Source organism: Pseudacidovorax intermedius (assembly GCF_001476815.1).
In the GTDB taxonomy this organism is placed as follows: domain Bacteria; phylum Pseudomonadota; class Gammaproteobacteria; order Burkholderiales; family Burkholderiaceae_C; genus Xenophilus; species Xenophilus intermedius_A.
On sequence record NZ_LDSL01000110.1, the window covers coordinates 1 to 24,937 of the forward strand.

Consider the following 24,937-nt stretch of genomic DNA (forward strand, 5'->3'; position numbering starts at 1 on the left):
CGCCGATGCCACCGCGGCCGGCGAGGGCGCGGCCGCGGTGGCATCGGCGGTCATCCTGCGATGGTAGCCCTGGGGCGCAGGCGGGCGGGCCCAACGGGCAGCGTCCGGATTCCGGCGATGCGCGGCCTGCGACTACATGCGCCGGCGCAGGCCGCCACCATCATCCGCGCCCATGATGCGCACCGCCACCTTCACCCTTGCCGCCGCCGCGGTGCTGGCCCTGGCCGGCTGCGGCGACACCGCCAAGCTGCCTTTCGAGGCCGGCACCGGCCCCAACCCGCAGCTGCCCCCGCCCAACAAGACGCTGCTGCCCACCATGAAGGTGGCGCCCGCCTCGGGCTGGAACGACACTGCCGCGCCCACGCCGCTGCCCGGCTTCAAGGTCACGGCGCTGTCGCGCGGGCTGGACCATCCACGCTGGGTGTATGTGTTGCCCAACGGCGACGTGCTGGTGGCCGAGAGCGACCGGCCCCGCAATGCCGATCCCAAGCCGGGTGGCTTCTTCGACAAGATCAAGGAAAAGATCACCGGCCTGGTGATGAAGCGCGCCGGCTCCGGTGTGCCCAGCGCCGACCGCATCACCCTGCTGCGCGATGCCGACGGCGACGGCGTGGCCGAGACGAAGACCGTGTTCGCCAGTGGCCTGACCTCGCCCTTCGGCATGGCGCTGGTGGGCAACGAACTGTTCGTGGCCAATGCCGATGCGCTGGTCAAGCTGCCCTACACCGAAGGCCAGACCCAGGCCGGCGGCCCGGCCGTCAAGGTGACGGACCTGCCCGCCACCTTCAACCACCACTGGACCAAGAACGTCATCGCCAGCCGCGACGGCAGCAAGCTCTACGTCACCGTGGGCAGCAACAGCAACATCGGCGACTACGGCATGCAGCACGAGGAAGGCCGCGCCGCCATCTGGGAAGTGGACCGCGCCACCGGTGCCAAGCGCATTATGGCCAGCGGCCTGCGCAACCCCAACGGCATGGCCTGGGAGCCCGACACCAACGTGCTGTGGACGGTGGTGAACGAGCGCGACGAGATCGGCAGCGACCTGGTGCCCGATTACCTGACCTCGGTGCGCGACGGCGGCTTCTACGGCTGGCCCTGGAGCTACTGGGGCGGCGTGGTCGACGCGCGCGTGCAGCCGCAGCAGCCCGAGAAGGTGGCGACCGCCATCCGTCCCGACTATGCCGTCGGCAACCACGTGGCGCCGCTGGGCCTGGCCTTCAGCAATGCGCGCGGCATGCCGGAGGAGTTCGCCAACGGCGCCTTCATCGGCGAGCACGGCTCCTGGAACCGCAATCCGCCCTCGGGCTACCGCGTGAGCTTCGTGCCCTTCATCGGCGGCAAGCCCAGCGGCGCGCCGCGCGAGTTCCTCACCGGCTTCCTGTCGGCGGACGGCAAGGCGCTCGGCCGGCCGGTGGGCGTGGCGCTGGACAAGTCGGGCGCCCTGCTGGTGGCGGACGACGTGGGCGGCGCCGTCTGGCGCGTGTCGCGGGCGCGCTGAGCGCCGCCCGCAGTCCGGCGCTCAGAAGCCTTCCAGCACCACCTTGCCCCGCGCCCGGCCGCTTTCGATGAAGGCATGGGCGCGGCGCAGGTTGGCTGCGTCGATGCGGCCGTAGTGCTCGCCCAGCGTGGTGCGCAGCCGGCCCGCATCCGCCAGCGCGGCCACCTCGGCCAGCAGGGCGCCCTGGGCGGCCATGTCGGGCGTCTCGAACATCGACCGGGTGAACATCAGTTCCCAGTGCAGGGAGATGGCCTTGCGCTTCAGCGGCATGGCGTCCAGTTGGGGCAGGTCGTCGATCACCGCCAGGCGGCCCTGCGGCTTCAGCGCCTCGATCAGTTGCGCATAGTGCTGCGCGGTCTGCGTCAGGCTGGCGACCAGGTCCACGGCCTCGATGCCGGCCGCCTTCAACTCGGTGGCGAGCGGGCGGCTGTGGTCGACCACCGCATGGGCGCCGAGGTCCAGGCACCACTGGCGGGTCTCGGCCCGCGAGGCGGTGGCCACCACCCGCAGCTGCGTCAGCTGCCGCGCGAGCTGGATCAGGATCGAGCCCACGCCGCCGGCCCCCCCGGTGATCAGCAGCGTCTGGCCCGCACCGCCGCCGCGCGGCACCTGCAGGCGGTCGAACAGCAGCTCCCAGGCGGTGATGGCCGTGAGCGGCAGCGCCGCGGCCTGGGCATCGCTGAGCGTGGCGGGCGCGCGGGCGGCGATGCGTTCGTCCACCAGGTGAAGTTCGCTGTTGGCGCCGGGCCGCACGATGGAGCCGGCGTAGTACACGCGGTCGCCCGGCGCGAAGCCGGTGACGGCGCTGCCGACGGCATCGACGGTGCCCACGGCGTCCCAGCCGAGCACCCGGGCCTGGCCGGCCTCCGGCGCGGCATTGCGGCGGACCTTGGTGTCGACCGGGTTGACCGAGACGGCCGACACCCGCACGCGCAGGTCCCGGGGGCCGGGCTGCGGCACGGGCAGGTCGAGCTCGACCAGGGAATCCGGCTGGTCGATGGGCAGGTTATGGCGGTAGCCGATGGCTTTCATGGGTGTTCTCCAGGCGGAGAAGGTGGCAATGGCGTCACTCTAGATGCCGGTCGCGGCATTGATAAGCCCCTCGAGGCTGGCATCATCTTCAAATGGCAATTGAAAATCTCGCCGACCTTCGGCTGGTGCAGGAAGCGGCGCGCAATGGCTCGCTGAGCGCCGCCGGCCGCGCGCTGGGCCTGACGCCGGCCGCGGCCAGCGCGGCGCTCAAGCGGGTGGAAGCGCAACTGGGCGCCCGGCTCTTCGAGCGCTCCACCCGCGCCCTGCGGCTCACGGCCGAGGGCCAGACCCTGCTGGACTATGCCGGCCGCGCCTTCGAGTTGCTGGCCGAGGCCGAGGCCCAGGTGGCGGCCGGCCGCGGCGAACTGGTGGGCACGCTGCGCGTCGCGGCGCCGTCGGACCTCAGCCGCCGCGTCCTGCTGCAGGCCTTCGGCGAATTCCTGGCGCGGCATCCCGGTGTGCAGCTGGCGCTGTCGGTGGGTGACCGGCCGCTGGACGTGATGCGCGACGAGGTGGACCTCGCCCTGCGCTACGGCCCGCTGGCCGATTCGCGGCTGGTGGCGCGCCCGCTGGCGCAGACCCGGCCCGTCCTGTGTGCCGCGCCCGCCTACCTGGCCCGGCGCGGCACGCCACGTGTCCCGCAGGACCTGGTGCAGCACAACTGCCTGAGCTTCCACCGCGCCGGCCGTCGCCAGCGCGAATGGCGCTTCGGACAGGGCGGGCAGTGGGTCGCGGTGCGCATCGACGGCGACCGGCATGCCGACGATGCCTCGCTGGCGCGGGAATGGGCCGTGGCCGGCGCGGGCGTCACCTTCAAGTCCTACCTGGACGTGCGGGCCGACCTGGACAGCGGCGCCCTGGTGCGCCTGCTGCCCGACTGGGACACCGAGCCCTATCCCTTGCACGCCCTGCTGCCCAGCAACCGCTTCGTGCCGGCCCGCGTGCGGGCGCTGGTGGACTTCCTGGCCGACTGGCTGGCGCAGTGGCTGGCGGCCGATCCGGCCGGCATCGCCACCGCTGGTGGCGAAGCGCGCGCGGGCGGTGCGGCGCGGCGGCCTAACATCGCCGCATGACCGCCACGCCCGACCTGCCGCCGATGCTGCCCCGCTTCTGGGCCGAACTCGGCACCCGCGACTTCGCGCTGCTCGATCCAGCCACCACCGTGGCCGTGCTGCCGCTGGGCGCCACCGAGCAGCATGGCCCGCACCTGCCGCTGGGCGTGGACACCGCCATCGCCGACGGCATCGTGCAGGCCACGCTGCCGCTGCTGCCGGCCGGCCTGCCGGTGCTCGTCCTGCCCACGCTGCCGGTCGGCCTGAGCCCCGAGCATGCGCGCTTCGCCGGCACGCTGACGCTGTCGTCCGAGACCGTGCTGCGCCTGTGGAAGGAGATCGGCGCCGGCGTCGCGCGGGCCGGCGTGCGCAAGCTGGTGCTCTTCAATGCGCACGGCGGCCACACGGGCGCGATGGACATCGCGGCGCGCGAACTGCGCGAGGCGCACGACCTGATCGTCTACAGCCTCAGCTGGTTCAACCTGCCGCTGGCGGACGCCGTCGGCCAGCCGCTGGTGCCGGACCGCTTCGACGTGCATGCGGGCGAATTCGAGACGGCGCTCATGCTGGCGCTGGCGCCCGCGCAGGTGCGGCGCGAGGCCATCAGGGACTTTCCGTCCACCTCCCGCGAGCGGGCGCGGGACTACCCGATCCTGGGCAACGGCCGCAGCGCCAAACTCGGCTGGGCCATGCAGGACTACCACCCCGACGGGGCGGCCGGTAATGCCGCCGCGGCCACCGAGGCGCAGGGGCAGGCGCTGCTGGACGCGGCGGCGCGCGGGCTGGCGCAGGCGCTGGCCGAGGTGTCCCGGTTGCCGCTGTCCACCCTGGGCGCCGATCCGCCGCGGCCCTGAGCGTGGTCTCGGGGGCGCGCCACCGCAGTGCGCCGCCTGCCGGGGTGACCGACCTGCGGGGTGATCCTCAGGCCACCGGCACTGCCGGCGCGTCGCCGATCGGAATGGTGCCGTCGCCGCGCTCGTAGGTGCCGATCAGCAGGCCGCTCGCCACCGCGCGCGCCTGGATCGCCGCCACCAGCGCATCGCGGCCGGGCGTCTCGCCCAGCGCCTCGCCCTCGCCCAGCGCATACAGCTGGAAGGCATAACGGTGCGGTCCGTGGCCCGGCGGCGGGTCGGGCGGCAGCCAGGCGGCCTGCAGGTAGGAGTTGCGGCCCGCCTGCAGCCCCATGCCCTCGTGGTCCGGGCTGGGCCAGGCGCCTTCGGCCAGGCTGCCGTCTTCGGGCGGCAGGTCCACGGCGATGGCATGCACCAGCGGATGGGGCGTGGGCGAATCGGCGTCTTCCACGATCAGCACCAGCTCGGCCACGCCCGCGGGCACGCCGGTCCAGGCCAGCGGCGGGGACAGGCCCTCGCCGTCGGCCGTGTAGCGCTGCGGGATGGGCCCGTGGTCGCCGAAGGCCAGGCTGGTCAGCTGCAGCGTGCCGTGGCCCGCGCGCAGGCCGGCGGTGTTGAAGACGATGTCGTCGAGGCCGGCGCGCACGCCCGCCAGCGCCTGACCGATCGCACCAGGAAGTTTCTCGAGCATGGCGCCACATTAAAGGGGTGTGGCCCACACGCATGTAGGACGCGAAGCGACAGCCCGCGCCGGACGCGCGCACCAGAATGAGCGCTCGCCATCCGGCCTGCTCACCGACGCCGTCCTACCGCCTTCATGCACCGCCGCCTCCTCCCTCCGTCCATCGACGCCATCGCGGCGACGCATTGACCATGGAGCGCCGGGTCCTCATCCACGCGCCGGACGCGGCGCATGCACAGGCGCTGCAAGGCGCTGCGTCGGCGCTGGGCATCCAGGCGGTGATGTGCGACTCCCTCGACGACATGGTGCGGCGCATGGCCGAGGCCGCCGCGGCCGCGCTGCTCACCACCGCGTCGCTCGATGCGCTGCCGCACGACGGCCTGCAGCAATGGATGGCGGCGCAGCCCGACTGGTCCGACTTTCCCTTCGTCGTGCTGGCCGACGCCGACGTCCACCGCTCCGAAAAGGCCGCGCTGCTGCGCGGGCTGGGCAACGTCGTCGTGGTGGACCGGCCGGCCGCCGAGGAGACGCTGGCCCGCGCCGTGCACGCCGCCGTGCGCCAGCGCCACCGGCAGTACACCATGCGCCAGCAGATCGCCCAGCTGGAAGCGGCCCGTGCCGAGGTGCAGCGCCTGAACACCGGGCTGGAGGCGCGCATCGCCGAGCGCACGCGCGAACTGGCCGGCGCCAACGACCGGCTCATGGCCGAGATCGGCGAGCGCGAGCGGGCCCAGGCCGCGCTGCTGCAGGCGCAGAAGATGGAGGCCGTCGGCCGGCTGACGGGCGGCATCGCGCACGACTTCAACAACCTGCTGCACGTGGTGCAGATGAACCTGGACCTGCTCGGCCGCGTCTCCAGGGAGGCCAAGGTGCAGGAGATCAGCGCCCGCGCCCGCGGCGCCGTCGCCAAGGGCGCGCGGCTGACCGGCCAGCTGCTGTCCTTCTCGCGCAAGCAGTCGCTGCTGCCGCGGCTGTCGGACGTCAATGCGCTGGTGGAGGGCATGCGCGAGCTGATCGCCGTGTCGCTCGGCTCCGCCGTGCGGCTGGAGATGGCGCTCGACGCCGGCCCCTGCTGGGCCGTGCTGGACGCCAGCCAGCTGGAGATGGCGCTCATCAACCTGGCCGTCAATGCGCGCGAAGCCATGCCTGCCGGCGGCGTGCTCAGCGTCGCCACCGAGCGCTTGCCCCGTCCTGCCTCCGGCGACCTGCCGGCCGGCGACTACGTGCGCGTGCGCGTGCAGGACACGGGCGCCGGCATTCCCGCCGGCCTGCTGCCCCAGGTGTTCGACCCCTTCTTCACCACCAAGCCGCTGGGCACCGGCAGCGGCCTGGGCCTGAGCCAGGTGTACGGCTTCGTGCGCCAGTCCGGCGGCGAGGCGTCCATCGCCAGCGAAGAGGGCCGGGGCACGCGCGTCGACCTGCTCTTTCCCGCCGCCGCGGCGCCGCGCGACGGCGACGTGCCCGCGCCGGCCGAGGCCGAGGTGCAGGCCCTGGCGGCCGGCCGCTCGGTGCTGGTGGTCGAGGACGATGCCGACGTGCGCCGCGTCATCGCCGACAGCCTGGCGCTGCTGGGCTGCCGCGTCACCCAGGCCGCCGACGGCGCGCAGGGCCTGGACGTGCTGGTCCACGAGGCGCGTCCCGACCTGATGGTGGTGGACTACGCGATGCCCGGCATGACCGGCGCCGAATTCATCGTCCAGGCGCGCGAGCGCGTGGGCCCCGTGCCGGTGGTGCTGGCCACCGGCTATGCCGACATGGCGCAGGTGGGGCGCGTGCTGGGCACGCAGTCCATCCTCATCAAGCCCTTCGAGATCTCCGCCCTGGCGGCCTGTGTGGCGCAGGCCCTGGCACCGGCGGGCACGGCGGGCGGCGGTGCCGGCCTGCGGCATTGACCGCCAGCGTGACGCACGGCTGCGGTATACCCCTTTTCTCAACCCTCCTCAGGAGCATCCCATGGGCATCATCTGGACCATCATCATCGGCTTCATCGTCGGCCTGATCGCGCGGGCGCTCAAGCCGGGCAACGATTCCGCCGGCTTCATCGTCACCACGCTGATCGGCATCGTCGGCTCGCTGATCGCCACCTACCTCGGCCAGGCGATGGGCTGGTACGCGGCGGGCCAGCCGGCGGGCTTCATCGCCTCGGTGGTGGGCGCGATCATCCTGCTGTTCATCTGGGGCATGGTCAAAAAGCGGGGCTGAACCCGTGACCGACACCGCATGCGTGGTGATGACCACGGCCGGCACGGAGGAAGAGGCGGAAGACCTCGCCGGCGCGCTGGTGGAGGCGGGCCTGGCGGCCTGCGTGCAGATCCAGCGGGTGCGCAGCGTCTACCGGTGGGAAGGCGAGACCCGGCGCGAGCCCGAGTGGCTGCTGATCTGCAAGACCCGCGCGGGTCGTTTCGAGGCGCTGCAGGCGCTGGTCCACGAGAAGCACAGCTACGCCGTGCCCGAGGTGGTGCAGCTGCCCATCACGGCCGGCGCGCCCGCCTACTTGCGCTGGCTGGCCGAAGCCACGGCCGAGCCGCCGGCGGCGGGTTGACCCGCCGGGTCACGCGTACGTGACCCAGTCCTCGTAGGCGGGGCCGTCCAGGTGCGGCAGCGTGTTGTACGTGACCAGCATGTGCCGCTTGGGCGTGAAGGCGAACTCCGTGACGGCGGTGTTGCGGATGCGCAGGTTCAGCTCGATGGTGGTTTCGGGCGAGGTGCCCAGCACGTGGCCCACCGCCGTCGAGATGGGTCCGCCGCTGCTCACCACCAGCACCCTGGCGCCATGGTGGCGGTCGCGCACGTGGTCGAGCGCGGTGGTCACGCCGGCCAGGAAGTCCACGTAGCTGGGCATGCCGGCCGGCGCTGCCTGGCCGTTCATCCAGGCCGCCAGGCCCTGGCGCAGCAGGCGGAAGTGCGCCTTGTACAGCTCCGGCGTGTCGGCCTTGGGCAGCTTGCCGGGATGGATCGTGGCCACCACCGCTTCGCTGTCGTATTCATTGAGTCCCGGCCACGGCAGCACGTCCTGCGGCGGCAGCTGCATGCCACGGGCGATGCCTTCCCATGTCTCGCGGTGGCGGCGCAGGGTGCCGGTGATCACGGCGTCGAAGCGCATGCCGCGCTCGCGCCAGTACTCGCCCAGCCGCTCGGCCTGCCGGTGGCCCAGTTCGCTGAGGCGGTCGTAGTCGTCGGAGCCGAAAGAGGCCTGGCCGTGGCGCACGAGGTAGAGCGTTCCCATGGCGGGCGATTGTCCGAAGCCGCCCGGCGGCGCTTGTCGCGCGGGGGACGGATCAGACGGGCAACGTCGCCTCGGCGACCGGCGTTGCTCCCTCTCCCCTTGCGGGAGAGGGCTGGGGAGAGGGGGCCGCCCGTCGATCGCGCGGCTGAGCAGGCGCTGCTGCCCCCTCTCCCCCGGCCCCTCTCCCGCGAGGGGAGAGGGGAGCCAAGGTCAGGCTGCCGGCTTTCCGCCGGCCAGCACCTCGGCGAACAACGGCGCATCCACGTTGCCGCCCGTGAGCGCCAGCCCGATGCGCCGGCCCGCCCAGCGCCCGCGCTGCTGCAGCGCCGCCGCCAGCGAGGCGGCGCCGGCGCCCTCGGCCAGGTTGTGGGTGGTGGCGTAGAAGAGGCGCATGGCGGCGGCGACTTCGTCGTCGGTGACGGCCACCAGATCCTCGGCCTCGGCGCGCATCAGCGCCACCGAGTCGGCCACCGGCAGCCGGCAGGCCATGCCGTCGGCAATGCGGGTGGTGGCCGGCGCCTCGACCAGCACGCCGCTGCGCCAGGACTGCAGGCAGGCATCCGCATGGGCCGACACCACGCCCACGATGCGCGTCGCCACGCCGCAATGCGCGCGGGCCGCCGCCGCGCCGGAAAAGCCGGAGCCCAGGCCGATGGGCACGAACAGCACGTCCGGCGCGCCACCCGCCGCCTTCGTCGCCTCGAAGAATTCGACGTAGGCCGTGGTCACGCCGCGCACCAGTTCGCGGTGGAAGGAGGGAATGCGGTGCAGCCCCTGCGCTTCCGCCAGCGCGGCGGCATGGTCGGCGGCGGCCTGGAAGTCGTCGCCGTGCTCGATCAATTCGACGCCCAGCGCCCGCATGGCGGCATTCTTCTCCACCGAGTTGCCGTGCGGAACCACGATGGTGGCCTGCAGGCCGTGCCGGCGCGCCGCGAAGCCGATGGACTGGCCATGGTTGCCGCGCGTGGCGCTGATCACGTGCCGCACCCCGGGCTGGGTGCGGCGCAGCCAGTCGAGGTAGGTGAGCCCGCCGCGCACCTTGAAGGCACCGACGGGCGTGTGGTTCTCGTGCTTGACCCAGGTCTCGCCGCCCAGCGCCTGCTCCAGCAGCGGCCAGCGGTATTGCGGCGTGGGCGGCAGGGCGGCGCGCACGGTGGCGAGGGCGGCGTCGACGTCGTCGGGAGAGAAGCGCATGGTGATGGGTCCAGGATGTGGATGATGAATGCGGCGTTGCGTGGCCCGATCACACCTTCTCAGAGCAGCACCTGGCCCTCGATGCAGTCGGCCACGTCGCCACCGATCCAGATCTGGCCCGCCTCGTCCTGGGTCACGTGCACCCGGCCGTCGCGGTCCAGGCACTGGCCCTGGCCGGCGACGTAGCGCGCCGGCATCAGGCCGTCGGCGATGAGCCATTGCGCCAGGCCGGCGTTGAGGCTGCCGGTGACCGGGTCTTCCTCCACGCCGACGGGCGCGGCAAAGGCGCGCACCTCCAGGTCCACCGACGGCACCGCCGCGGCCGCCGCGCGTCCGCGGGCACCGAAGGCGCGGGCCTCGCGGTTGGCGCGGCCGATGAGCGCGGGCACGCCGGCATCTTCGGCATCGGTGCGCGCGGCGACGCCCACCTTCTGGCCCAGCGCCTTGAGGGCGGCATGGTCGGGCCGCAGGGCCAGCACGGTGTCGGGGCTGTCCAGCAGCAGGCCGAGCCAGACAGGGCCGTTGTCGAGGCACTGCGCCGCCTCGATCTGCGCCGCCTTCAGGCCCATGGCCGCCGCCACCTTGGACAGCAGCATGGGGCTGGGCGCGCTGCGCTTCAGGGGCGGTGCGGCGAAGGCCAGGCGCGTGCCCTCGGGGCGGATCGGCACCAGGCCGACGGCGCATTGCTGCACGATGCGCTGCGCGTCGCGCGGCCGGCCGCCGTGGGCCAGCCAGGCGCGGCAGGTGCCCAGCGTGGGATGGCCGGCGAAGGGCAGCTCGCCGCCGGGCGTGAAGATGCGCACCCGGTAGTCCGCGCCGCCGGCCGCGCCCTCGGCGGTGGGCGGCAGCACGAAGGTGGTCTCGGACAGGTTGGTCCAGCGCGCGAAGCGCTGCATGGTCTCGTCGTCCAGGTCCTGGCCGTCCAGCACCACGGCGACCGGGTTGCCGCGGGTGGGCGTGTCGGTGAAGACGTCGGGCTGGCGGAAGGGGCGGGTTCTCATGGCAGGGCTCGGGAAACGGGGAGAAGGAAAGAAAGCGGTCTGGGGACGGGCGGTGGCGCGGGCGGTCCGATCGGCGGGGCAGGGCGCGGATCAGGCCAGCGCCAGGTCGAGCACCCCGCGCGCGGCGGGCCGGGCGCGCAGCGTGTCGAACCAGCGCTCCACGTTCGGCCAGGCCGGGCGGCGGTAGTCGGCGGGCGGCAGGCCGAACCAGCGGTGCACCTCGCAGGCCACCGGAATGTCGGCCATGGTGAAGTGCTCGCCGGTCATGAAGGCGCGGCCGGCCAGGTGAGCGTCGAGCAGCGCCATCAGCGGCTCGGTGGCGGCGATGGAGGCCGCGACGGCCTGCATGTCGCGCTCGGCGGCTGGCGTGCGCACCAGCTGCACGAAGGCGTCGCGGCCGGCGGGATTGAGCGTGGTCTGCTGCCAGTCCATCCAGCGCTCGGCGTCGAAGCGCGGCTCCAGCGGCTCGGGGTACAGCCGGCCGTGCGAATGGCGGGCGCAGAGGTAGCGCACGATGACGTTGCTCTCCCACAGCACGAAGGGCGTGTCGCCCAGGCTGTACTGCAGCAGCGGCACCAGCGCGTTCGGGTTCATCGCCAGGTAGTCGGGCGTGTGCACCAGGCCGTGGGCGCCGCCGGCCTCGGTGCGCTGGAAGTCCAGGCCGAGTTCCTGCGCGCACCACACCACCTTGCGCACGTTGATCGAGCTGATGCGGCCCCAGAGGTTGAGCATGGATCGGGTTCCTTGTCGAAGCGGGTCAGGCCGCCATCATGCGGGCGGCGCCGCGCACGCGGACCGATTCGCCCGCGGTGGGGCCGATGTCCGCCTGCAGGCGGCAGAGCACGCCCATGTCCTCGCCCTGCGTGATCGCGATGCTGCCGCCGTGGGGCCAGCCCCGGTCGCGCAGGTAGCCGCCCAGCGCGGCGGCGGCGGCGCCGGTGGCCGGGTCTTCGTAGACGCCGCCACCCGCGAAGGGATTGCGCACATGGAAACGCTGGGGCGTTTCCGCATGGGCCAGCACGATCGTCGCCAAGCCCGCGCGCTGCATCAACTCGCGCCCGGCCTCGAAGTCGTAGCGCATGGCGCTCAGCCGGGTGCGGTCGCGCAGGGCCAGCAGGAAGTGGTCGGCGCCGCCATGGATCCGCGCGGGCGGCAGGCGCGGGTCCAGGTCGGCCTCCGCCAGGCCGAAGAGCGCGAGGGCCTCGGCCGTCGAGGCCGCGTCGAGGGCCTGGCTGCGCGTGGGCGGCGACTGCAGGGCCGCCTGCATGAGGCCGTCCGCGGCCTGGGGATCGCGGCGTCCTTCCACCGTGATCCGCGCGGCATTGAGCACCAGGGCGAAAGTCCCGTCGCCGTGCTGCCGCGCCAGCGCGGCGCCCAGGGCGATGGTGGCGTGACCGCAGAAGGGCACCTCGGCGGCGGGCGAGAAGTAGCGCACCCGCCAGGCGCCATCCGCCACCGGTGCGGCGAACACGGTTTCGGAATAGCCGAGCGTGGCGGCGAGCTGCTGCATCTGCCCGTCGTCGGGCAGGCACTCGCCGATGACGACGCCGGCCGGATTGCCGCCGTGCGGGCCGTCGGAGAAGGCGGCGATGTGCTGGACGTCCATGGTGTCTGGCGCTTGGAGGCGGGTTGAGGAAATGCGCTCAGGCCACGGCGGGCCGTGCCGCCGGCAGCGCGCGTACGGCTGGCAGGAACCGGTCCGGCGTGGTGGCGGCGCGCATGGTCCGGCGTGGGGCGATCAGGCCGGCGTCGTGGCCGCCGGCAGGTAGGGCGCGACGGCGGCCAGGGCGCGGGCCACGTAGTCGTCCTTTTCGCCGACGGGCGCGACGTAGTGCAGCGCGTCGCGGGCGGCGGCGATGCCTTCGCTGCGCGCGATCAGCCAGGCGGCCAGGTAGGGCGAGGCCAGGCAGCCGCCGGCCGTGGCCACGTTGCCGTCGGCAAAGAAGGGCTGGTCGAGCACGCGCACGCCGGCTTCCTGCACCCAGGGTTTGGTCGTGAGGTCGGTGCAGGCGGGCACCGTGCCCAGCAGGCCCAGGCGCGCCAGCACCAGCGTGCCGGAGCACTGGGCGCCGATGAGCTGGCGCGCGGGGTCGAGCGCGAGCCGCGCCATCAGCGCCGCATCGGCCACCACCTCGCGCGTGCGGATGCCGCTGCCCACCAGCACGGCGTCGGCCTGGGCGGCGTCTTCGAGCGTGGCGGTGGCCTCGAGCGTGACGCCGTTCATCGAGGTGACGCGCGCGGTGGGTGCTGCCAGCGTCACGCGCCAGCCGGGGCGCTTGATGCGGTTCAGCACGCCCAGGGCGATCAGCGAATCGAGTTCGTTGAAGCCGTCGAAGGTGAGGATGGCGGTGTGCATGGCGGTGCTCGGTCGATGGCGCTCAGGCGGCCGCGGCCAGCTGCTGCTGCTGCATCCGTGCCGCGGCGCGGTGGGCCAGCGCCTCGCGCACCGTCTCCGCCAGGGCGGCGATGGCGGTGGCGATCTGCGGCTCGGTGGCGGTCACGAAGGACAGGCGCAGCGTGCGCGCATCGGGCTCGCCGGCATAGAAGGGCGCGCCGGGCACGAAGGCCACGTGGCGCTCCACGGCGCGGGCCAGCAGCGCCGTCGCGTCGATGCCCTCGGGCATGCGCAGCCACAGGAACATGCCGCCCTTGGGCACGTTGAATTCGACGTCCAGGCCCCGCATCTCGCGCCGCAGCGCGCCCACCATCGCATCGCGCTGGGCCTTGTAGAGCGCGCGGATCTGCGGCACGTGCCGGTCCAGGAAGCCGTCCCGCATCACCGTGCTCACCATGCGCTGGGTGAAGATGGGGGTGTGCAGGTCCACCGCCTGCTTGGCCTGCAGCAGCTTGGGGTACAGCGCCTTGGGCGCCACCAGGAAGCCCAGGCGCAGGCCAGGCGCCAGCACCTTGGAGAAGGAGCCCAGGTAGATGCAGCCCTCGGGGTTGCGCGCCGTCAGCGGCAGGGGCGGGGCCTCGTCGAACCACAGCTCGCCGTAGGGGTTGTCCTCGACGATGGGCAGGCCCGCGGCCTGGGCGGCGGCCGAGACGGCGGCGCGGCGCGCCTCGCTCATGGTGCGGCCGGTGGGGTTCTGGAAGTTGGGGAGCAGGTAGATGAAGCGTGCGTCCGCGGCTTTGGCGCTCAGGTCCTCGGGCAGCACGCCTTCGGCATCGCTGGCCACGCTCACGGCCTGCGGCTCCATGGGACTGAAGGCCTGCAGCGCACCGAGATAGGTGGGGGTCTCCACCAGCACCTTGGCTTGCGGGTCGATCAGCACCTTGGCGATCAGGTCCAGGCCCTGCTGCGAGCCGGTGGTGATCAGCACTTGGTCGGGGTTCACCTCCCAGGGCAGCATGTCGGCCACAGCCTGGCGCAGCGGCGCGTAGCCCTCGCTCGCGGCGTACTGCAGCGCGGCCTGGCCGTCGGTGGCCAGCACCTCGGCGCAGGCGGCGGCGAATGCCGTCACCGGGAAGGTTTGAGGCGAAGGCAGGCCGCCGGCCAGGCTGATCACGTCGGGCCGCTCGGTCACCTTGAGGATCTCGCGGATGGCGGAGGGGTTCATCTTCTCGGCGCGGGCGGCGAGTTTCCAGGGGGTAGTCATGGGTGGCTCCTTGTCGGTCGAATTTCGGCGCGGGGGCGTCGGGCCCGGGCGGCGGCGTGGGGGGCAGTGTCGATGAACGGCGCGCGCGGCGGAGGCGGGCGGGCGTCGTGGCAGAACGTGGCGGGGCGCAGGGGCATGGCGCGGCACTCAGTGCGTGGCCGATTTGACCGGTGGGGCGGGCTGCGACAGCCGCTTGCCCAGCAGCACCGTCGCCACCACGGCGAGGGCGAAGCCCAGCGTCATGGCGTCGATGCGCTCGCCCAGGATGGGCACCGCCGCCAGGATGGAGAAGAAGGGCTGGAGCAGTTGCGCCTGGCTCACGCGCAGCGCACCGCCCAGGGCCAGGCCGCGGTACCAGGCGAAGAAGCCGGCCCACATCGAGAACACGCCCAGGTACACCAGCCCACCCCAGGCGACCGGCGCCACCGGGGCAGTCGGCCACAGCACGAAGGTGGCCGGCAGCGTGACCGGCAGGGCCAGCACGCAGACCCAGCAGATCACCCGTTCCGCCCCCAGGGCCGGCGTGACCTGCGCGCCATAGATGTAGCCGGCCGAGGCGGCCACCACGCCGCCCACCAGCAGCAGGTCGGCCGGGTCCAGGCCGAAGCCGCCCTGCGGCGAGGCGCGCAGCAGCGAGAAGACGATCACCAGCGCGCTGCCCGCCACCGCGCACAGCCAGAAGCCCCAGTGCGCCCGCTGGCGCAGCACCAGCGCCGCGATCACGGCCGTCACCAGCGGCAGCAGCGCCGTGACCACGGCCGCATGCCCAGCCGTGACCGTGCGCAGGGCCAGCGCCAGCAGCAGCGGATAGCCCAGGGCATTGCCCAGCGTGGCCAAGGCCAGCGGCCGCCAGTGCCGGCGCTGCGGCAGCGGCGAACGCGTGACCAGCAGGAAGGCCGCCGACAGCAGCCCCGCCAGCGCGGCGCGGCCCAGGGTCACGAACCAGGGCGAGAGCTGCGGCGCCTCGGCCGTGCCGGTGGCCAGGCGCGTGGCCGGCAGCGTGATGCCGAACACCGCCACGCCGAGGATGCCCAGCCAGAGGCCCAGGCGCTGGTTGCGGGCGTGCTGATCGGTGGAGGGCGTGCTCATGCCTTCAGCATCCACGCCGCGGTCAGCACCAGCAGCGCCGCCATGGCGCGGTTGAACATCAGCAGCCGTCGCCCCTGCGCCAGCCAGCCGCGCAGCAGCGCGCCGGCAGCCGCATAGGCCAGGTTGCTCGCGAGCGCGAAGAGGATCATCACGCCCGTCACGATGCCGGTGCGCAGCAGCGGCTGCGCCTGGCCGCTCACCCAGCCGGCCACGATGGCCAGGGCGAGCAGCCAAGCCTTGATGTTGACGAACTGCAGGCCCACGCCCTGCCAGAAGCCCACGCGCAACTGCGCGGCCGAGGCCTGCGCCATCCGGTCCGCGCCCCACAGGCGCCAGGCCATCCACAGCAGGTAGGCGATGCCCGCGGCCTTGACGGCCACGCGCACCGTGGGCGCCGCGGTCACCAGTGCGCCGAGGCCGGCCGCCGTCAGCACCAGCAGCAGGCTCCAGCCGACCGGCACCGCGACCACGAAGCGCATCGCCCGGCGCAGGCCGCCATTGGCCGCCAGCGTGGTCGAGAGCGTGGTGTTGGGGCCCGGCGAAAAGCTCATCGCCGAGGCCAGCACCAGCAGCGCGGTGAATTCTTGCCAGGTCATGGATGCCCACTCTACACTTTGACGCCAGTACAGAAGCAGTACAGTTTCGCGAACAAACAGGCCCATCTGTATCGGTGGCCGCACCAGCACACATGCTCACCCGCACCCACAGCCAGACCCTCACCGAGCAGCTGGCCGCGCTGTTCAGCGAGCGCATCCGCAACCGCCTGCTGGCGCCCGGCGCGCGCCTGCCCTCAGTGCGCGAATGCGCGCGCCAGCACAGCGTGAGCCCGCACACGGTGGTCGCCGCCTACGACCAGCTGCTGGCGCAGGGCCTGGTGGAGGCGCGCCGCCAGCGCGGCTTCTTCGTGCGGCAGGCCGAGGCCGCCGACCGCGCCGAGCCCGCCGCCCGCGGCGCGGCACCGGCCGCCCCGGTCGCCACCGTGCTGGCCGCGGCACCGGCCGCGCCGGCCGATGCCAGCACCCTCATCCGCGGCATGTTCCACCGCCAGAGCGACAAGCCGCAGCCCGGCATGGGCGTGCTGCCGCCCGACTGGCTGGACAGCAGCTTCATGCCCGCTGCCGTGCGCCGGGTGACCGGCCCGGCCGCGCTGCGCGAGTTCTCGCTGCAGTACGGCGACCCGGCCGGCGACGCGAGCCTGCGCGCCAGCCTGGCGCAGAAGCTGGCCGGCCTGCAGCTGCCGGTGACGCCGGCGCAGATCGTCACCACCGTCGGCGCCACGCATGCGCTGGACATCGTCAGCCGCACCCTGCTGCGCGCCGGCGATCCGGTGATGGTGGAGGAGCCCGGCTGGGCCGTCGAGTTCGCGCGGCTCGAAGCCCTGGGCATGCGCGTGCTGCCGGTGCCGCGCCGCGCCGACGGGCCTGACCTGGCCGTGATGCAGCGCTACTGCGAGGCCCATGCGCCCAAGCTCTTCGTCAGCGTCAGCGTGCTGCACAACCCCACCGGCCACTGCCTGTCGCCCGGCAGCGCGCACCGCGTGCTGCAACTGGCGGCGCAGCACGACTTCCACATCGTCGAGGACGACACCTACGGCCACCTCGCGCCCGAGCATGCGACCCGGCTGGCCGTGCTCGACGGCCTGCAGCGCGTGATCTACGTGAGCGGCTTCGCCAAGGTGCTGGCGCCCAACTGGCGTATCGGCTTTCTGGCGGCCGCGCCGCCGCTGGTGGAGCGGCTGCTGGAGACCAAGCTGCTCGCCACGCTCACCACGCCGGCCCTGTTCGAGCGGGCGCTGGCCTGGTGCATCGACCAGGGCCAACTGCGCCGCCACGTGGAGCGCATCCGGCTGCGGCTGGATGGCGCGCGTGGCCGCGCCGTCAAGCTGGCGCTGGCCCATGGCTGCACGCTGGCCTCGGAGCCGGCAGGCCTGTTCGGCTGGCTGGACACGGGCGTGGACACCGACACGCTCACCCAGCGCATGCTGGACCAGGGCTACCTGCTCGCCCCTGGCTCGCTGTTCCATGCGCGGCGGCAGCCCACCACGCTGATGCGCATCAATTTCGCCACCGCGCAGGACGCCGGCTTCTGGAAGGCCTTCGGCCGCACGCGGGATGCGATGCGGTAATCAGTCCTCGGCGCTGGCGCTCCAGAAAGCCTGGTGCACACCGGGCAGCGCCTCGATGGCGTGCGTGACCCGGTCCAGCTCGTCCGCATCCACCGCCGTCGCATAGAGCACCGCCTCGATCTCCGCATCGCCCTGGCCGAAGGGATGCTGGTCGATCTCGCGCACCGGGTAGCTGGCGGCGGCCAGGCGCTCCACCAGTTCCTCGCGCATCTGCGCCTGCACCGGGCGGGCGCAGATCACGTAGACCGAATACGCGGCCTCGGTGATCTCCTCCACCACCGGCTGGCGGTTGATGCGATTGACCACCGGCCGCAGCAGCGTGTTGCTGGCCAGCACGAACAGGGCCGCGACGATGGCCTCGCCCAGCAGGTCGGCGCCCGCGCAGGCCCCCACCGCCGCCGAGCCCCAAAGCGTGGCCGCCGTGTTGAGCCCGCTGATGTTGGCGCCTTCCTTCATGATCGCGCCCGCGCCCAGGAAGCCGATGCCCGAGACCACGTAGGCGACCACGTGCACCGCGCCTTCGCTGCCGTGCAGCCGGTTGGCCATGTCCACGAACACCGCGGCGCCCACCGCCACCAGCGTGTTGGTGCGCAGGCCGGCGGTGCGCTGGCGGATCTGCCGCTCCAGCCCGATCATGCCGCCCAGCAGGAAAGCCGAGCCGATGCTCACGAGCGTGTCGAGCAGCGAAGGAAGGTTGAAGTTCTGGATGGCTTGCATGGGCGCGGCGGGGCGGTGGGCGCGCATGATGCCCGAAGCACGTGACGCCGGCCCGGGCGCTTGCCCGGCGCCGGATCCTGCTCAGGCCTTGCCGGACAGCACCATCTGTCGGATCGCCCGGCCCACCGACTCCAGCACCGGCCCGGCCTGCTTCTGCTCGTCCAGGTCGGCCGTGCAGGCCACGATCACCAGCGCCTTCTGCAGGTCGTCCGGGTTCAGCACGCCGGCATGGCAGGCGCGGCGGTGCTGGGTGCCCGTCTTGTGGATGAAGGGCATGTCGCGTGGCAGGCCGGCCTGCAGCCGATAGCCCGTGTAGATGTCGCGCTTCATCGCCTTGTAGAGCACGGTGCGCGGCTCGCCCTCGGGCAGCAGCTGGCCGCGCACCAGCCGCTCCAGCATGCCGCCGTAGGCCTGCAGCGTCGCGGTGTTGAGGTTGCGGCGGTAGTAGCGGTCGTAGGCGTCGTCCATGCTGGCGGTGGCGAGCTGGTCGCGCGGCACGTCCACCGCGCGGCGGATCGCCTCCACCCGCGCCGGCCCGTTGCGCGCCGAGGCGATGCGCACCAGCGTGCGGGTGTCCAGCTCGCGTGCTTTCGGATGCACCTCGGCGTACACGTCGCGCCGCACCTGCGCGAAGGTGGTGAGCGTGACGTTGGGCGTGCCCATGGCCTGGCGCGTGCCGTCGTTCAGCGCGTCCTCGCCCACCGAGCGGATCAGCATGTTCGCGGCCGTGTTGTCGCTCTCCAGCAGCATGCGTTCGACGAGGGTGCGCACGCTGTAGCGGGTGCCGGTGTCGTTCCAGACGATGTTGCCGACGTCGATGCGGTCACCGTCCTGCAGCGCCATCTCGTCGCCCAGGCCCGCCTTGCCGACCTGCACCTGCCGCAGCACGGCCAGCGCCACGGGCACCTTGGCCATGGAGGCCAGGTACCAGGCCTGCTCGGTGCCATGGTTCATGGTGCTGCCGTCCGACAGGCGCTTGACGTACACGCCCAGGCGGCCGGGCGTCTGCTGGTCGATGCGCGCGATGCGCTCGGCCAGCTGGCGGGACCAGGCGGCGTCGTCAGCGGCCTCAGCGCGCCAGCTGGGCAGCAGCAGCGCCGTGGCGATCGTCAGGCAGGAAAGCAGGGCAGGTCGGCGCATCGTTGAGTCCTTGCGTGAGCAGGCCGGATCGGCACAGGGCGGCGGCCGTCTGCTGCAGCAGATGCTCGGCACGTGGAAGGGTGGGCGCGTCGCGCACGCAGGCCACCAGCACCACGGGGTGCTGGGCGTCGGTGCCCGGCATGCGCACCAGGCCGGCGTCGCAGATGCGGCGGCGCTGGGTGCCGGTCTTGTGGGCGAAGCGGGCCTGCGGCGGCAGGCCGGCGCGCAGGCGCTGCGGGCCGGTGGCCACGTCCTCCATCAGTTTCAGCAGCGTCTGCATGCTGTCGGGATGCAGCGCCTTGCCCTGGACCAGGGCGGTGAGGATGCCGGCATAGGCGTCGAGCCGGCCGCTGTTGAGGCCCTCGGCGTAGTAGGCGTCGTAGGCGCCGTCGAGCGACCGGGCCTTGATCTCGCCGGGCGGCAGGTGCAGCAGCTCGGCCAGGCGGCGCCGGCGCTCGGCGTCGCTGCCGGCGCGCTGCAGCAGCACCAGGTCGTGGCCCGACAGGTGGCTGGCCTGCGGCGTGAGCTGGCCGTAGACCTGCCGCCGCACCTCGGCCAGTGTGGTGATGCGGCCGATGCCCTGCGGTGCCAGCGCCTTCACGACGCCGTTGACGGCCTGCAGGCCGACCAGGTTCATCAGCATGTCGGTGGCGGTGTTGTCGCTGTAGATGATCATCTGGCCCATCAGCCAGCGCACCGTGAGCGCGGAGCCGACGGGCTGGCGCAGCGTGGCGCCGGCGCCGTCCACCTTGTCGGCGGCGCGCAGGGTGAGGGGTGTGTCGAGCGTGATGTCGCTGCGCTCCACCGCCTGCAGCACGGCGATGGCGACCGGCACCTTGACCATCGAGGCCAGGTACCAGCGCTCCTCCGCCCGGTGGCCGAAGGACTGGCCGCTGGCGAGGTCCAGCACGTACACGCCGACCTCGGTGCGCTGCAGGGCTTCGAGCTGCTGCATGGCGGTGGCCATGCGCTCGCGCCAGTCGGTGGCGGCGACGGGAGCCTGGGTGAGGCCCGGCACGGTCACGGGTGCCGTGGCCGCGGGCGTGCCCGGCACCGTGACGGGCGCGGGGGCCAACGGATGGGTCTGGGCGAAGGCGGGACTGGCCGCGACGGGCAGCAGTGCGCAGACGAGGGGAGCGGCGGTGCGGCGCAGTCGAAGAAGGGCGGAAGGTCGCATCGGGTCGTCGGTTCAGTTCGATTCGGTGGGGGTCGGACTGGATCGGGTCGGGCGGCGCGGCGAAGGTTCCGCCGCCGTCACAGCATGTCGTCGGGCGCGAAGGGGCCGATGAGCCACAGCAGCGCACGCAGGCTGGCGCGGGTGTCGGGCTCGTGGTGTGCGTCCTGCAGACCGCTGCCGGCCGGCGCGCGCCACACCAGCGCGCCATTGGCGGCCGGGTCGCGCTCCACCTTCCAGGCGCCCTGGCGCAGGCTCTTGTCCACGATGGCGGTCGCCTCGGCGGAGAGTTCGGTGCTGCGGATCAGCAGCGCGATCTCGGTGTTCTGCTTCTGCGAGCGCAGGTCCAGGTTCATCGAGCCGATGGCCAGCAGCCGCCCGTCGCGCACGATGAACTTGGAATGCAGCATGGCCTTGGACTCGCCCATGCCGCCGGTCAGGCTGCCGCTGCTGCCGGCGCCCAGGGCGCTACGCAGGCCGGCCTCGTCGGCCCGCATCTCGTACAGCTCGATGCCCATGTCGAGCAGGTCGGTGCGGTGCCGCGCATAGCCCACGTGCGCCACCGGCGCGTCGTTGGAGGCGAGCGAATTGGTCAGCACGCGGATCCGCACGCCGCGCTGGCGCGCCTGCGCCAGCGCGCCGCGGATCTGCGCGCCGGGCACGAAATATGGCGACACGATCACCAGGTCCTGCCGGGTCTGGGCGATGAGCGGCAACAGGCCCTCGACCACCGTCTCGCCCGCCGGCATCTCGCCGCGCGGGGCATCGGGCTTGGCCGGGGCCGCTTCGGCCTTCGCCTGGTCGTCGGCCGCGATCTTGGCGGGCTGGTCCACCAGCAGGGTGGCCGGCGCGCGCACGAAGCGCTGGGCCGCCAGGTCCATGGGCTGCTCGTCCCAGCCGGGGCGCTCGGCGGCGCGGCGGTCGCCGAAGGCGGCGGCGCTGGCGGCGTCGGGCCGCGGCTCGCCATCGGGCGGCGAAGGCTTGGCAGCGCCGTCGCCGCCTTGGCCCGAACGGCGGCTTTCGGCGGCCTTGTCGCGGATGCGGTCCATCTCCTCCCGGCTGACCAGCGACGCGACGGGGTAGGCCCGCTTGTCGTTCCAGTACTGGTCGAAGCTCTTGGACATCTCCCGCACGATCGGGCCCACGGCCAGCACGTCCAGGTCAACGAAGTTGCCGGCATCGCCGCCCAGGCCGAAGTAGGCATCGCCCAGGTTGCGCCCGCCGGTGATGCCCATGGCGTTGTCGGCGATGAACAGCTTGTTGTGCATGCGCTGCTGGATACGGCCGGCATCGCCCAGCGAGACCAGGATGCGCCCGATGGACGAGGCGCGCGCACCGGCCAGCGGATTGAACAGGCGGATCTGCACATTGGGCGTGTCCGCCAGGCCCAGCACCAGGGCATTGCGGCCGGCGCTGTGGAAGTCGTCGATCAGGATGCGCACCCGCACGCCCCGCTGCGCCGCCGACTGCACGGCCCGCATCAGGCGGCCGGTGCTGGCGTCGGCATGGATGGCGTAGTACTGCAGATCCAGCGTGCGGCGGGCCTGTTCGGCCAGCGCGAGACGGCTGCCGTAGGCGGATTGCGGGCCGTCGAGCAGCAGGAAGCCCGAACTGGCGCCGCGGGTCGCTTGGCCGTCGGCCGTCGCACCGGACGCTGCCTGCGCGATGCGCGCCAGCGGGCTGTCTGCGGGCGGCGGCAGGGCCTGGGAGACGGGCCGGTCCACGTTCTCAGGCAAGCTGGCGCAGCCGCCCACCGCCGTGCCGAAGGCGACGAGGGCGGCGACGGCCACCGCCGCGATGCCCAGGCGCATGTGGCGCGAAGACTGGGTCGATGAGAACGTCATGGGCGAGAAGGGGCGGCAGACATGGAGGCTGCGGTATAGCCCCCGGTGACGAGCCGCCGTGTCGGACAACCGGGCGCTTGGTGCGCCGGAAGGCGTCCTTTTCTTGCCCGCCCGGAAAGGCACAGCGGGTTGCTGGGGGCGGGGCCGAGCAGCCCCCTGGTTCGCCGGCTTCCGGCCGAGCGACCCGTTCGCCCTGAGCTGGTCGAAGGGCTCGTCAACCGGGCACCCGGGACGTCGCTGGGGCAAATCGGTCCATGATGACCTGAACGGCCTCGGCCTTCCGCCCGCAGGCCCTCAGCGGGCTTCGAGCACTTCCCAGCGCTCCAGTGCCTCGAGCAGTTCCTCCTCGATCTGCGCGAAACGCTGCGCCATCTGCGCGGCGCGGGCCGGGTCGCTGCCATAGATGGCGCCACCGCCGCGCTCCAGGTCGGCCTGCAGCGTCTTCTGCTCCGCCTCCAGCGCGGCGATGCGCGCGGGCAGGGCGTCGAGTTCGCGCTGGTCCTTGTAGCTGAGCTTGCGCCGTGCCGTGGCGCTGCCCTCGGCGGTCGCGGTGGGCGCCGGGGGCTGGCCGGCGCTTGCGCTCCCAGCCGGCGAGGGTGAAGCGGCCGAGGCCGAGGATGAAGCCGCCGCGATCTCGCGCGCCCGCCGCGACTGGATCAGCCAGTCCTGCACGCCGCCCTCGTACTCGCGCCAGCGGCCGTCGCCTTCGGCCGCGATGGTGCTGGTCACCACGTTGTCCAGGAAGGCGCGGTCGTGGCTCACCAGGAAGACGGTGCCCTCGTACTCCTGCAGCAGTTCTTCCAGCAGTTCGAGCGTGTCGATGTCCAGGTCGTTGGTCGGCTCGTCCAGCACCAGCACGTTGGCCGGCCGCGCGAACAGGCGCGCCAGCAACAGCCGGTTGCGCTCGCCGCCGCTGAGCGAACGCACGGGCGACTGCGAGCGGGCCGGCGAAAAGAGGAAGTCCGACAGGTAGCTCTTGACGTGCTTGCGCTGCTTGCCGATCTCGATCCATTCGCTGCCGGGGCTGATGAAGTCCTCCAGCGTGGCGTCCAGGTCCAGCGCGTCGCGCATCTGGTCGAAGTAGGCGATCTCCAGGTTGGCGCCCTGGCGCACGCGGCCGGCGTCCGGCGCGATTTCGCCCAGGATCAGCTTCAGCAGCGTGGTCTTGCCCGCGCCGTTGGGGCCGATCAGTCCCACCTTGTCGCCGCGCAGGATGGTGCCCGAGAAGCCGCGCACCACGTCTCGTTCGGCGTAGCGCTTGGTCACGTCCGTGAGCTCGGCCACGATCTTGCCGCTGGGCAGGCCGCTGGCCACGTCCATCTTCACGCGTCCCAGCGCCTCGCGCCGGCTGGCGCGGCGGCCGCGCAGCACTTCCAGCCGGCCTATGCGGCTCTGGCTGCGGGTACGGCGGGCCTCGACGCCCTTGCGGATCCACACCTCTTCCTGCGCGAGCAGCTTGTCGGCCTTGGCGTTGATGACGGCCTCCTGCGCGAGCTGCTCTTCCTTCTGCACCTGGTAGCGCGCGAAGTTGCCTGGGTAGCTGCGCAACTGGCCGCGGTCCAGCTCGACGATGCGCGTGGCCACCGCATCGAGGAAGGCGCGGTCGTGGGTGATCGTGACCACGCTGCCCTTGAAGGCGATCAGCAGCTGCTCCAGCCATTCGATGGCTTCGAGGTCCAGGTGGTTGGTCGGCTCGTCGAGCAGCAGCACGTCGGGCGCCGCCACCAGTGCCTGCGCCAGCGCGACCCGCTTGCGCATGCCGCCGGACAGCGCGCCGATGCGCGCCTCGGGCGCCAGGTGCAGCCGGTGCAGCGTCTCGTCGACGCGCTGCTCCCAGTTCCAGCCGTCGTGCGCCTCGATCTGGGACTGCAGCGCATCCAGGTCCGCGCCCTCGCCGCCAGCCAGATAGCGGGCGCGCAGCGCGATGACGCCCGCGAGGCCGTGGCTCACCGCCTCGAACACGCGGTGGCCCGCGTCCAGCGCCGGTTCCTGCGCCACATAGGCCACGCGCAGCCCCTGCTGGACCTGCATGGTCCCGTCGTCCGTCTTCTCCAGCCCGCCAAGGATCTTGAGCAGCGAGGACTTGCCCGCCCCATTGCGGCCGATGAGGCCCACACGCTCCTGCGACTGGAGGGAGAAGTCCGCGTGGTCGAGCAGCGGCACATGGCCGTAGGCCAGTTGTGCGTCTAGTAAGGTGATGAGTGCCATTGGCGGCGGATTATCGAAGGCGCCTCCCCAGCCTCGATCGATTTTTCGAGCCGACCCCTTGTGCAGCCTCGAAAACGTCCCCTATACTAACGGGCTGCCTTCAACACGGCGCCGCAATTGCAAGCGATTGCATGGGCGACAAGTCGAATAGAAAGCGGCCCTTCGGAATGACAGCAGGTTTTAAAAAGAACTTGCAGCTCTTCAAAAAAGCGTGTCATAATCGAGGGCTCGACGCAAAGCAGCCGACTGGTTGTTGCGAGTCGAAGGGTTGATGAGGTGGCTGGTTCTGCTGGCTGCCTCGAAAGACCCGAAAGGTTGACAGGTCTTTTAAAACACTGTCATAATCGAGGGCTTCGCTGATCGCAGTGAAGACTACAGAAGAAGGTGCTTCGGCGCTGAATTCTGGTGAACGTTAACAATATACAGCCGATAAGCGTGGGCGTTTGATGAGGGAGTCGAGTTCTTCGGAACTTGAGCTTATAGCTCATTCAAACGCTCATGG

General features: G+C 72.4%; 23 protein-coding genes. 7 read left to right on the forward strand and 16 right to left on the reverse strand.

Going from position 1 to position 24,937, the window contains the following annotated elements:
• Window positions 1-172 precede the first annotated feature (172 nt).
• Complete coding sequence (locus tag NS331_RS16925) at window positions 173-1,501, forward strand: PQQ-dependent sugar dehydrogenase (RefSeq protein WP_058643140.1); 1,329 nt, start codon at window positions 173-175, stop codon at window positions 1,499-1,501.
• A 21-nt stretch (window positions 1,502-1,522) separates the two neighbouring features.
• Here NS331_RS16925 and NS331_RS16930 read toward each other — a convergent pair whose 3' ends face one another.
• Window positions 1,523-2,533 carry a zinc-binding alcohol dehydrogenase family protein gene (locus NS331_RS16930; protein ID WP_058643141.1) on the reverse strand — a complete coding sequence of 337 codons (1,011 nt, stop codon included), beginning with the start codon at window positions 2,531-2,533 and terminating at the stop codon, window positions 1,523-1,525.
• A 92-nt stretch (window positions 2,534-2,625) separates the two neighbouring features.
• On the opposite strand from NS331_RS16930, the gene NS331_RS16935 reads away from it, so the two are divergent.
• Both NS331_RS16935 and NS331_RS16940 read left to right on the forward strand, forming a co-directional pair.
• On the forward strand, window positions 2,626-3,606 hold the full coding sequence (locus NS331_RS16935) for a LysR family transcriptional regulator (RefSeq protein WP_082702568.1): 981 nt from the start codon (window positions 2,626-2,628) through the stop codon (window positions 3,604-3,606).
• Window positions 3,603-4,439: a creatininase family protein gene (locus NS331_RS16940; RefSeq protein WP_058643142.1), complete on the forward strand. Its 837-nt coding sequence runs from the start codon at window positions 3,603-3,605 to the stop codon at window positions 4,437-4,439. The genes NS331_RS16935 and NS331_RS16940 overlap by 4 nt, the downstream gene beginning before the upstream one ends.
• Before the next feature lie 67 nt (window positions 4,440-4,506).
• Here NS331_RS16940 and NS331_RS16945 read toward each other — a convergent pair whose 3' ends face one another.
• Window positions 4,507-5,127: a YbhB/YbcL family Raf kinase inhibitor-like protein gene (locus NS331_RS16945; RefSeq protein WP_058643143.1), complete on the reverse strand. Its 621-nt coding sequence runs from the start codon at window positions 5,125-5,127 to the stop codon at window positions 4,507-4,509.
• A 182-nt stretch (window positions 5,128-5,309) separates the two neighbouring features.
• Here NS331_RS16945 and NS331_RS16950 point away from each other — a divergent pair, with 182 nt between their 5' ends.
• From NS331_RS16950 to cutA, 3 genes are all read left to right on the forward strand, one after another.
• A complete protein-coding gene (locus NS331_RS16950) occupies window positions 5,310-7,010 on the forward strand; it encodes an ATP-binding protein (protein WP_082702569.1) in 1,701 nt (566 codons plus the stop codon).
• A gap of 61 nt (window positions 7,011-7,071) precedes the next feature.
• Window positions 7,072-7,320 carry a GlsB/YeaQ/YmgE family stress response membrane protein gene (locus NS331_RS16955; RefSeq protein ID WP_058643144.1) on the forward strand — a complete coding sequence of 83 codons (249 nt, stop codon included), beginning with the start codon at window positions 7,072-7,074 and terminating at the stop codon, window positions 7,318-7,320.
• Window positions 7,321-7,324: 4 nt separating this feature from the next.
• On the forward strand, window positions 7,325-7,660 hold the full coding sequence (gene cutA / locus NS331_RS16960; protein ID WP_242873798.1) for a divalent-cation tolerance protein CutA: 336 nt from the start codon (window positions 7,325-7,327) through the stop codon (window positions 7,658-7,660).
• 9 nt (window positions 7,661-7,669) lie between these two features.
• On the opposite strand, the gene NS331_RS16965 is transcribed toward cutA, so the two are convergent.
• The 9 genes from NS331_RS16965 to NS331_RS17005 all read right to left on the reverse strand — a co-directional run bounded on the left by NS331_RS16965 (window position 7,670) and on the right by NS331_RS17005 (window position 15,823).
• Entirely contained in the window at window positions 7,670-8,344 is a 675-nt protein-coding gene (locus NS331_RS16965; RefSeq protein ID WP_058643145.1) for a histidine phosphatase family protein, read from the reverse strand.
• A 210-nt stretch (window positions 8,345-8,554) separates the two neighbouring features.
• Window positions 8,555-9,538, reverse strand: a complete 984-nt coding sequence (locus NS331_RS16970) for a threonine dehydratase (RefSeq protein WP_058643146.1) — start codon at window positions 9,536-9,538, stop codon at window positions 8,555-8,557.
• 59 nt (window positions 9,539-9,597) lie between these two features.
• A complete protein-coding gene (locus NS331_RS16975) occupies window positions 9,598-10,539 on the reverse strand; it encodes a PhzF family phenazine biosynthesis protein (protein ID WP_058643147.1) in 942 nt (313 codons plus the stop codon).
• A gap of 90 nt (window positions 10,540-10,629) precedes the next feature.
• Window positions 10,630-11,271 carry a glutathione S-transferase family protein gene (locus tag NS331_RS16980; protein WP_058643148.1) on the reverse strand — a complete coding sequence of 214 codons (642 nt, stop codon included), beginning with the start codon at window positions 11,269-11,271 and terminating at the stop codon, window positions 10,630-10,632.
• A 25-nt stretch (window positions 11,272-11,296) separates the two neighbouring features.
• On the reverse strand, window positions 11,297-12,145 hold the full coding sequence (locus NS331_RS16985; RefSeq protein ID WP_058643149.1) for a PhzF family phenazine biosynthesis protein: 849 nt from the start codon (window positions 12,143-12,145) through the stop codon (window positions 11,297-11,299).
• A 132-nt stretch (window positions 12,146-12,277) separates the two neighbouring features.
• Window positions 12,278-12,895: a DJ-1/PfpI family protein gene (locus NS331_RS16990; RefSeq protein ID WP_058643150.1), complete on the reverse strand. Its 618-nt coding sequence runs from the start codon at window positions 12,893-12,895 to the stop codon at window positions 12,278-12,280.
• 22 nt (window positions 12,896-12,917) lie between these two features.
• The gene (locus NS331_RS16995; protein WP_058643151.1) at window positions 12,918-14,138 is read right to left on the reverse strand and encodes an aminotransferase-like domain-containing protein; all 1,221 of its coding nucleotides are present in this window, start codon (window positions 14,136-14,138) and stop codon (window positions 12,918-12,920) included.
• A gap of 147 nt (window positions 14,139-14,285) precedes the next feature.
• Window positions 14,286-15,227, reverse strand: coding sequence for a DMT family transporter (locus NS331_RS17000; RefSeq protein WP_058643152.1), 942 nt, complete (start codon window positions 15,225-15,227; stop codon window positions 14,286-14,288).
• Window positions 15,224-15,823 (reverse strand): LysE family translocator, encoded by a 600-nt coding sequence (locus tag NS331_RS17005; protein WP_058643153.1) that lies wholly within the window; start codon window positions 15,821-15,823, stop codon window positions 15,224-15,226. The genes NS331_RS17000 and NS331_RS17005 overlap by 4 nt, the downstream gene beginning before the upstream one ends.
• Window positions 15,824-15,915: 92 nt before the next feature.
• Between NS331_RS17005 and NS331_RS17010 the strand changes: the two genes are divergently transcribed.
• Window positions 15,916-17,352 carry an aminotransferase-like domain-containing protein gene (locus NS331_RS17010; RefSeq protein ID WP_058643154.1) on the forward strand — a complete coding sequence of 479 codons (1,437 nt, stop codon included), beginning with the start codon at window positions 15,916-15,918 and terminating at the stop codon, window positions 17,350-17,352.
• Here the strand turns inward: NS331_RS17010 and NS331_RS17015 are convergent, their stop codons facing one another.
• The 5 genes from NS331_RS17015 to NS331_RS17035 all read right to left on the reverse strand — a co-directional run bounded on the left by NS331_RS17015 (window position 17,353) and on the right by NS331_RS17035 (window position 24,435).
• On the reverse strand, window positions 17,353-18,069 hold the full coding sequence (locus NS331_RS17015) for an MgtC/SapB family protein (RefSeq protein ID WP_058643159.1): 717 nt from the start codon (window positions 18,067-18,069) through the stop codon (window positions 17,353-17,355). It abuts the gene before it with no gap.
• A gap of 81 nt (window positions 18,070-18,150) precedes the next feature.
• On the reverse strand, window positions 18,151-19,209 hold the full coding sequence (locus NS331_RS17020; protein WP_082702570.1) for a serine hydrolase: 1,059 nt from the start codon (window positions 19,207-19,209) through the stop codon (window positions 18,151-18,153).
• A complete protein-coding gene (locus tag NS331_RS17025) occupies window positions 19,139-20,386 on the reverse strand; it encodes a serine hydrolase (protein ID WP_082702571.1) in 1,248 nt (415 codons plus the stop codon). Before NS331_RS17025 ends, NS331_RS17020 begins: the two co-directional genes overlap by 71 nt.
• A 77-nt stretch (window positions 20,387-20,463) precedes the next feature.
• Window positions 20,464-22,194, reverse strand: coding sequence for a phospholipase D family protein (locus NS331_RS17030; protein ID WP_082702572.1), 1,731 nt, complete (start codon window positions 22,192-22,194; stop codon window positions 20,464-20,466).
• Window positions 22,195-22,521: 327 nt separating this feature from the next.
• Complete coding sequence (locus NS331_RS17035; protein ID WP_058643157.1) at window positions 22,522-24,435, reverse strand: ATP-binding cassette domain-containing protein; 1,914 nt, start codon at window positions 24,433-24,435, stop codon at window positions 22,522-22,524.
• Window positions 24,436-24,937 lie beyond the last annotated feature (502 nt).

Bases quoted from the DNA above. Each gene is read 5' to 3' on its own strand.
- NS331_RS16975 (WP_058643147.1), bottom strand. From the start codon at position 10,539: ATGAGAACCCGCCCCTTCCGCCAGCCCGACGTCTTCACCGACACGCCC.
- NS331_RS16925 (WP_058643140.1), top strand. From the start codon at position 173: ATGATGCGCACCGCCACCTTCACCCTTGCCGCCGCCGCGGTGCTGGCC.
- NS331_RS16965 (WP_058643145.1), bottom strand. From the start codon at position 8,344: ATGGGAACGCTCTACCTCGTGCGCCACGGCCAGGCCTCTTTCGGCTCC.
- NS331_RS16955 (WP_058643144.1), top strand. From the start codon at position 7,072: ATGGGCATCATCTGGACCATCATCATCGGCTTCATCGTCGGCCTGATC.
- NS331_RS17025 (WP_082702571.1), bottom strand. From the start codon at position 20,386: ATGCGACCTTCCGCCCTTCTTCGACTGCGCCGCACCGCCGCTCCCCTC.
- NS331_RS16995 (WP_058643151.1), bottom strand. From the start codon at position 14,138: ATGACTACCCCCTGGAAACTCGCCGCCCGCGCCGAGAAGATGAACCCC.
- NS331_RS16990 (WP_058643150.1), bottom strand. From the start codon at position 12,895: ATGCACACCGCCATCCTCACCTTCGACGGCTTCAACGAACTCGATTCG.
- NS331_RS16985 (WP_058643149.1), bottom strand. From the start codon at position 12,145: ATGGACGTCCAGCACATCGCCGCCTTCTCCGACGGCCCGCACGGCGGC.
- NS331_RS17030 (WP_082702572.1), bottom strand. From the start codon at position 22,194: ATGCGCCTGGGCATCGCGGCGGTGGCCGTCGCCGCCCTCGTCGCCTTC.
- NS331_RS17005 (WP_058643153.1), bottom strand. From the start codon at position 15,823: ATGACCTGGCAAGAATTCACCGCGCTGCTGGTGCTGGCCTCGGCGATG.
- NS331_RS16935 (WP_082702568.1), top strand. From the start codon at position 2,626: ATGGCAATTGAAAATCTCGCCGACCTTCGGCTGGTGCAGGAAGCGGCG.
- NS331_RS17020 (WP_082702570.1), bottom strand. From the start codon at position 19,209: ATGCGCCGACCTGCCCTGCTTTCCTGCCTGACGATCGCCACGGCGCTG.
- NS331_RS17035 (WP_058643157.1), bottom strand. From the start codon at position 24,435: ATGGCACTCATCACCTTACTAGACGCACAACTGGCCTACGGCCATGTG.
- NS331_RS16980 (WP_058643148.1), bottom strand. From the start codon at position 11,271: ATGCTCAACCTCTGGGGCCGCATCAGCTCGATCAACGTGCGCAAGGTG.
- NS331_RS16940 (WP_058643142.1), top strand. From the start codon at position 3,603: ATGACCGCCACGCCCGACCTGCCGCCGATGCTGCCCCGCTTCTGGGCC.
- NS331_RS16930 (WP_058643141.1), bottom strand. From the start codon at position 2,533: ATGAAAGCCATCGGCTACCGCCATAACCTGCCCATCGACCAGCCGGAT.
- NS331_RS17010 (WP_058643154.1), top strand. From the start codon at position 15,916: ATGCTCACCCGCACCCACAGCCAGACCCTCACCGAGCAGCTGGCCGCG.
- NS331_RS16970 (WP_058643146.1), bottom strand. From the start codon at position 9,538: ATGCGCTTCTCTCCCGACGACGTCGACGCCGCCCTCGCCACCGTGCGC.
- NS331_RS17015 (WP_058643159.1), bottom strand. From the start codon at position 18,069: ATGCAAGCCATCCAGAACTTCAACCTTCCTTCGCTGCTCGACACGCTC.
- NS331_RS16945 (WP_058643143.1), bottom strand. From the start codon at position 5,127: ATGCTCGAGAAACTTCCTGGTGCGATCGGTCAGGCGCTGGCGGGCGTG.
- NS331_RS16950 (WP_082702569.1), top strand. From the start codon at position 5,310: ATGGAGCGCCGGGTCCTCATCCACGCGCCGGACGCGGCGCATGCACAG.
- NS331_RS17000 (WP_058643152.1), bottom strand. From the start codon at position 15,227: ATGAGCACGCCCTCCACCGATCAGCACGCCCGCAACCAGCGCCTGGGC.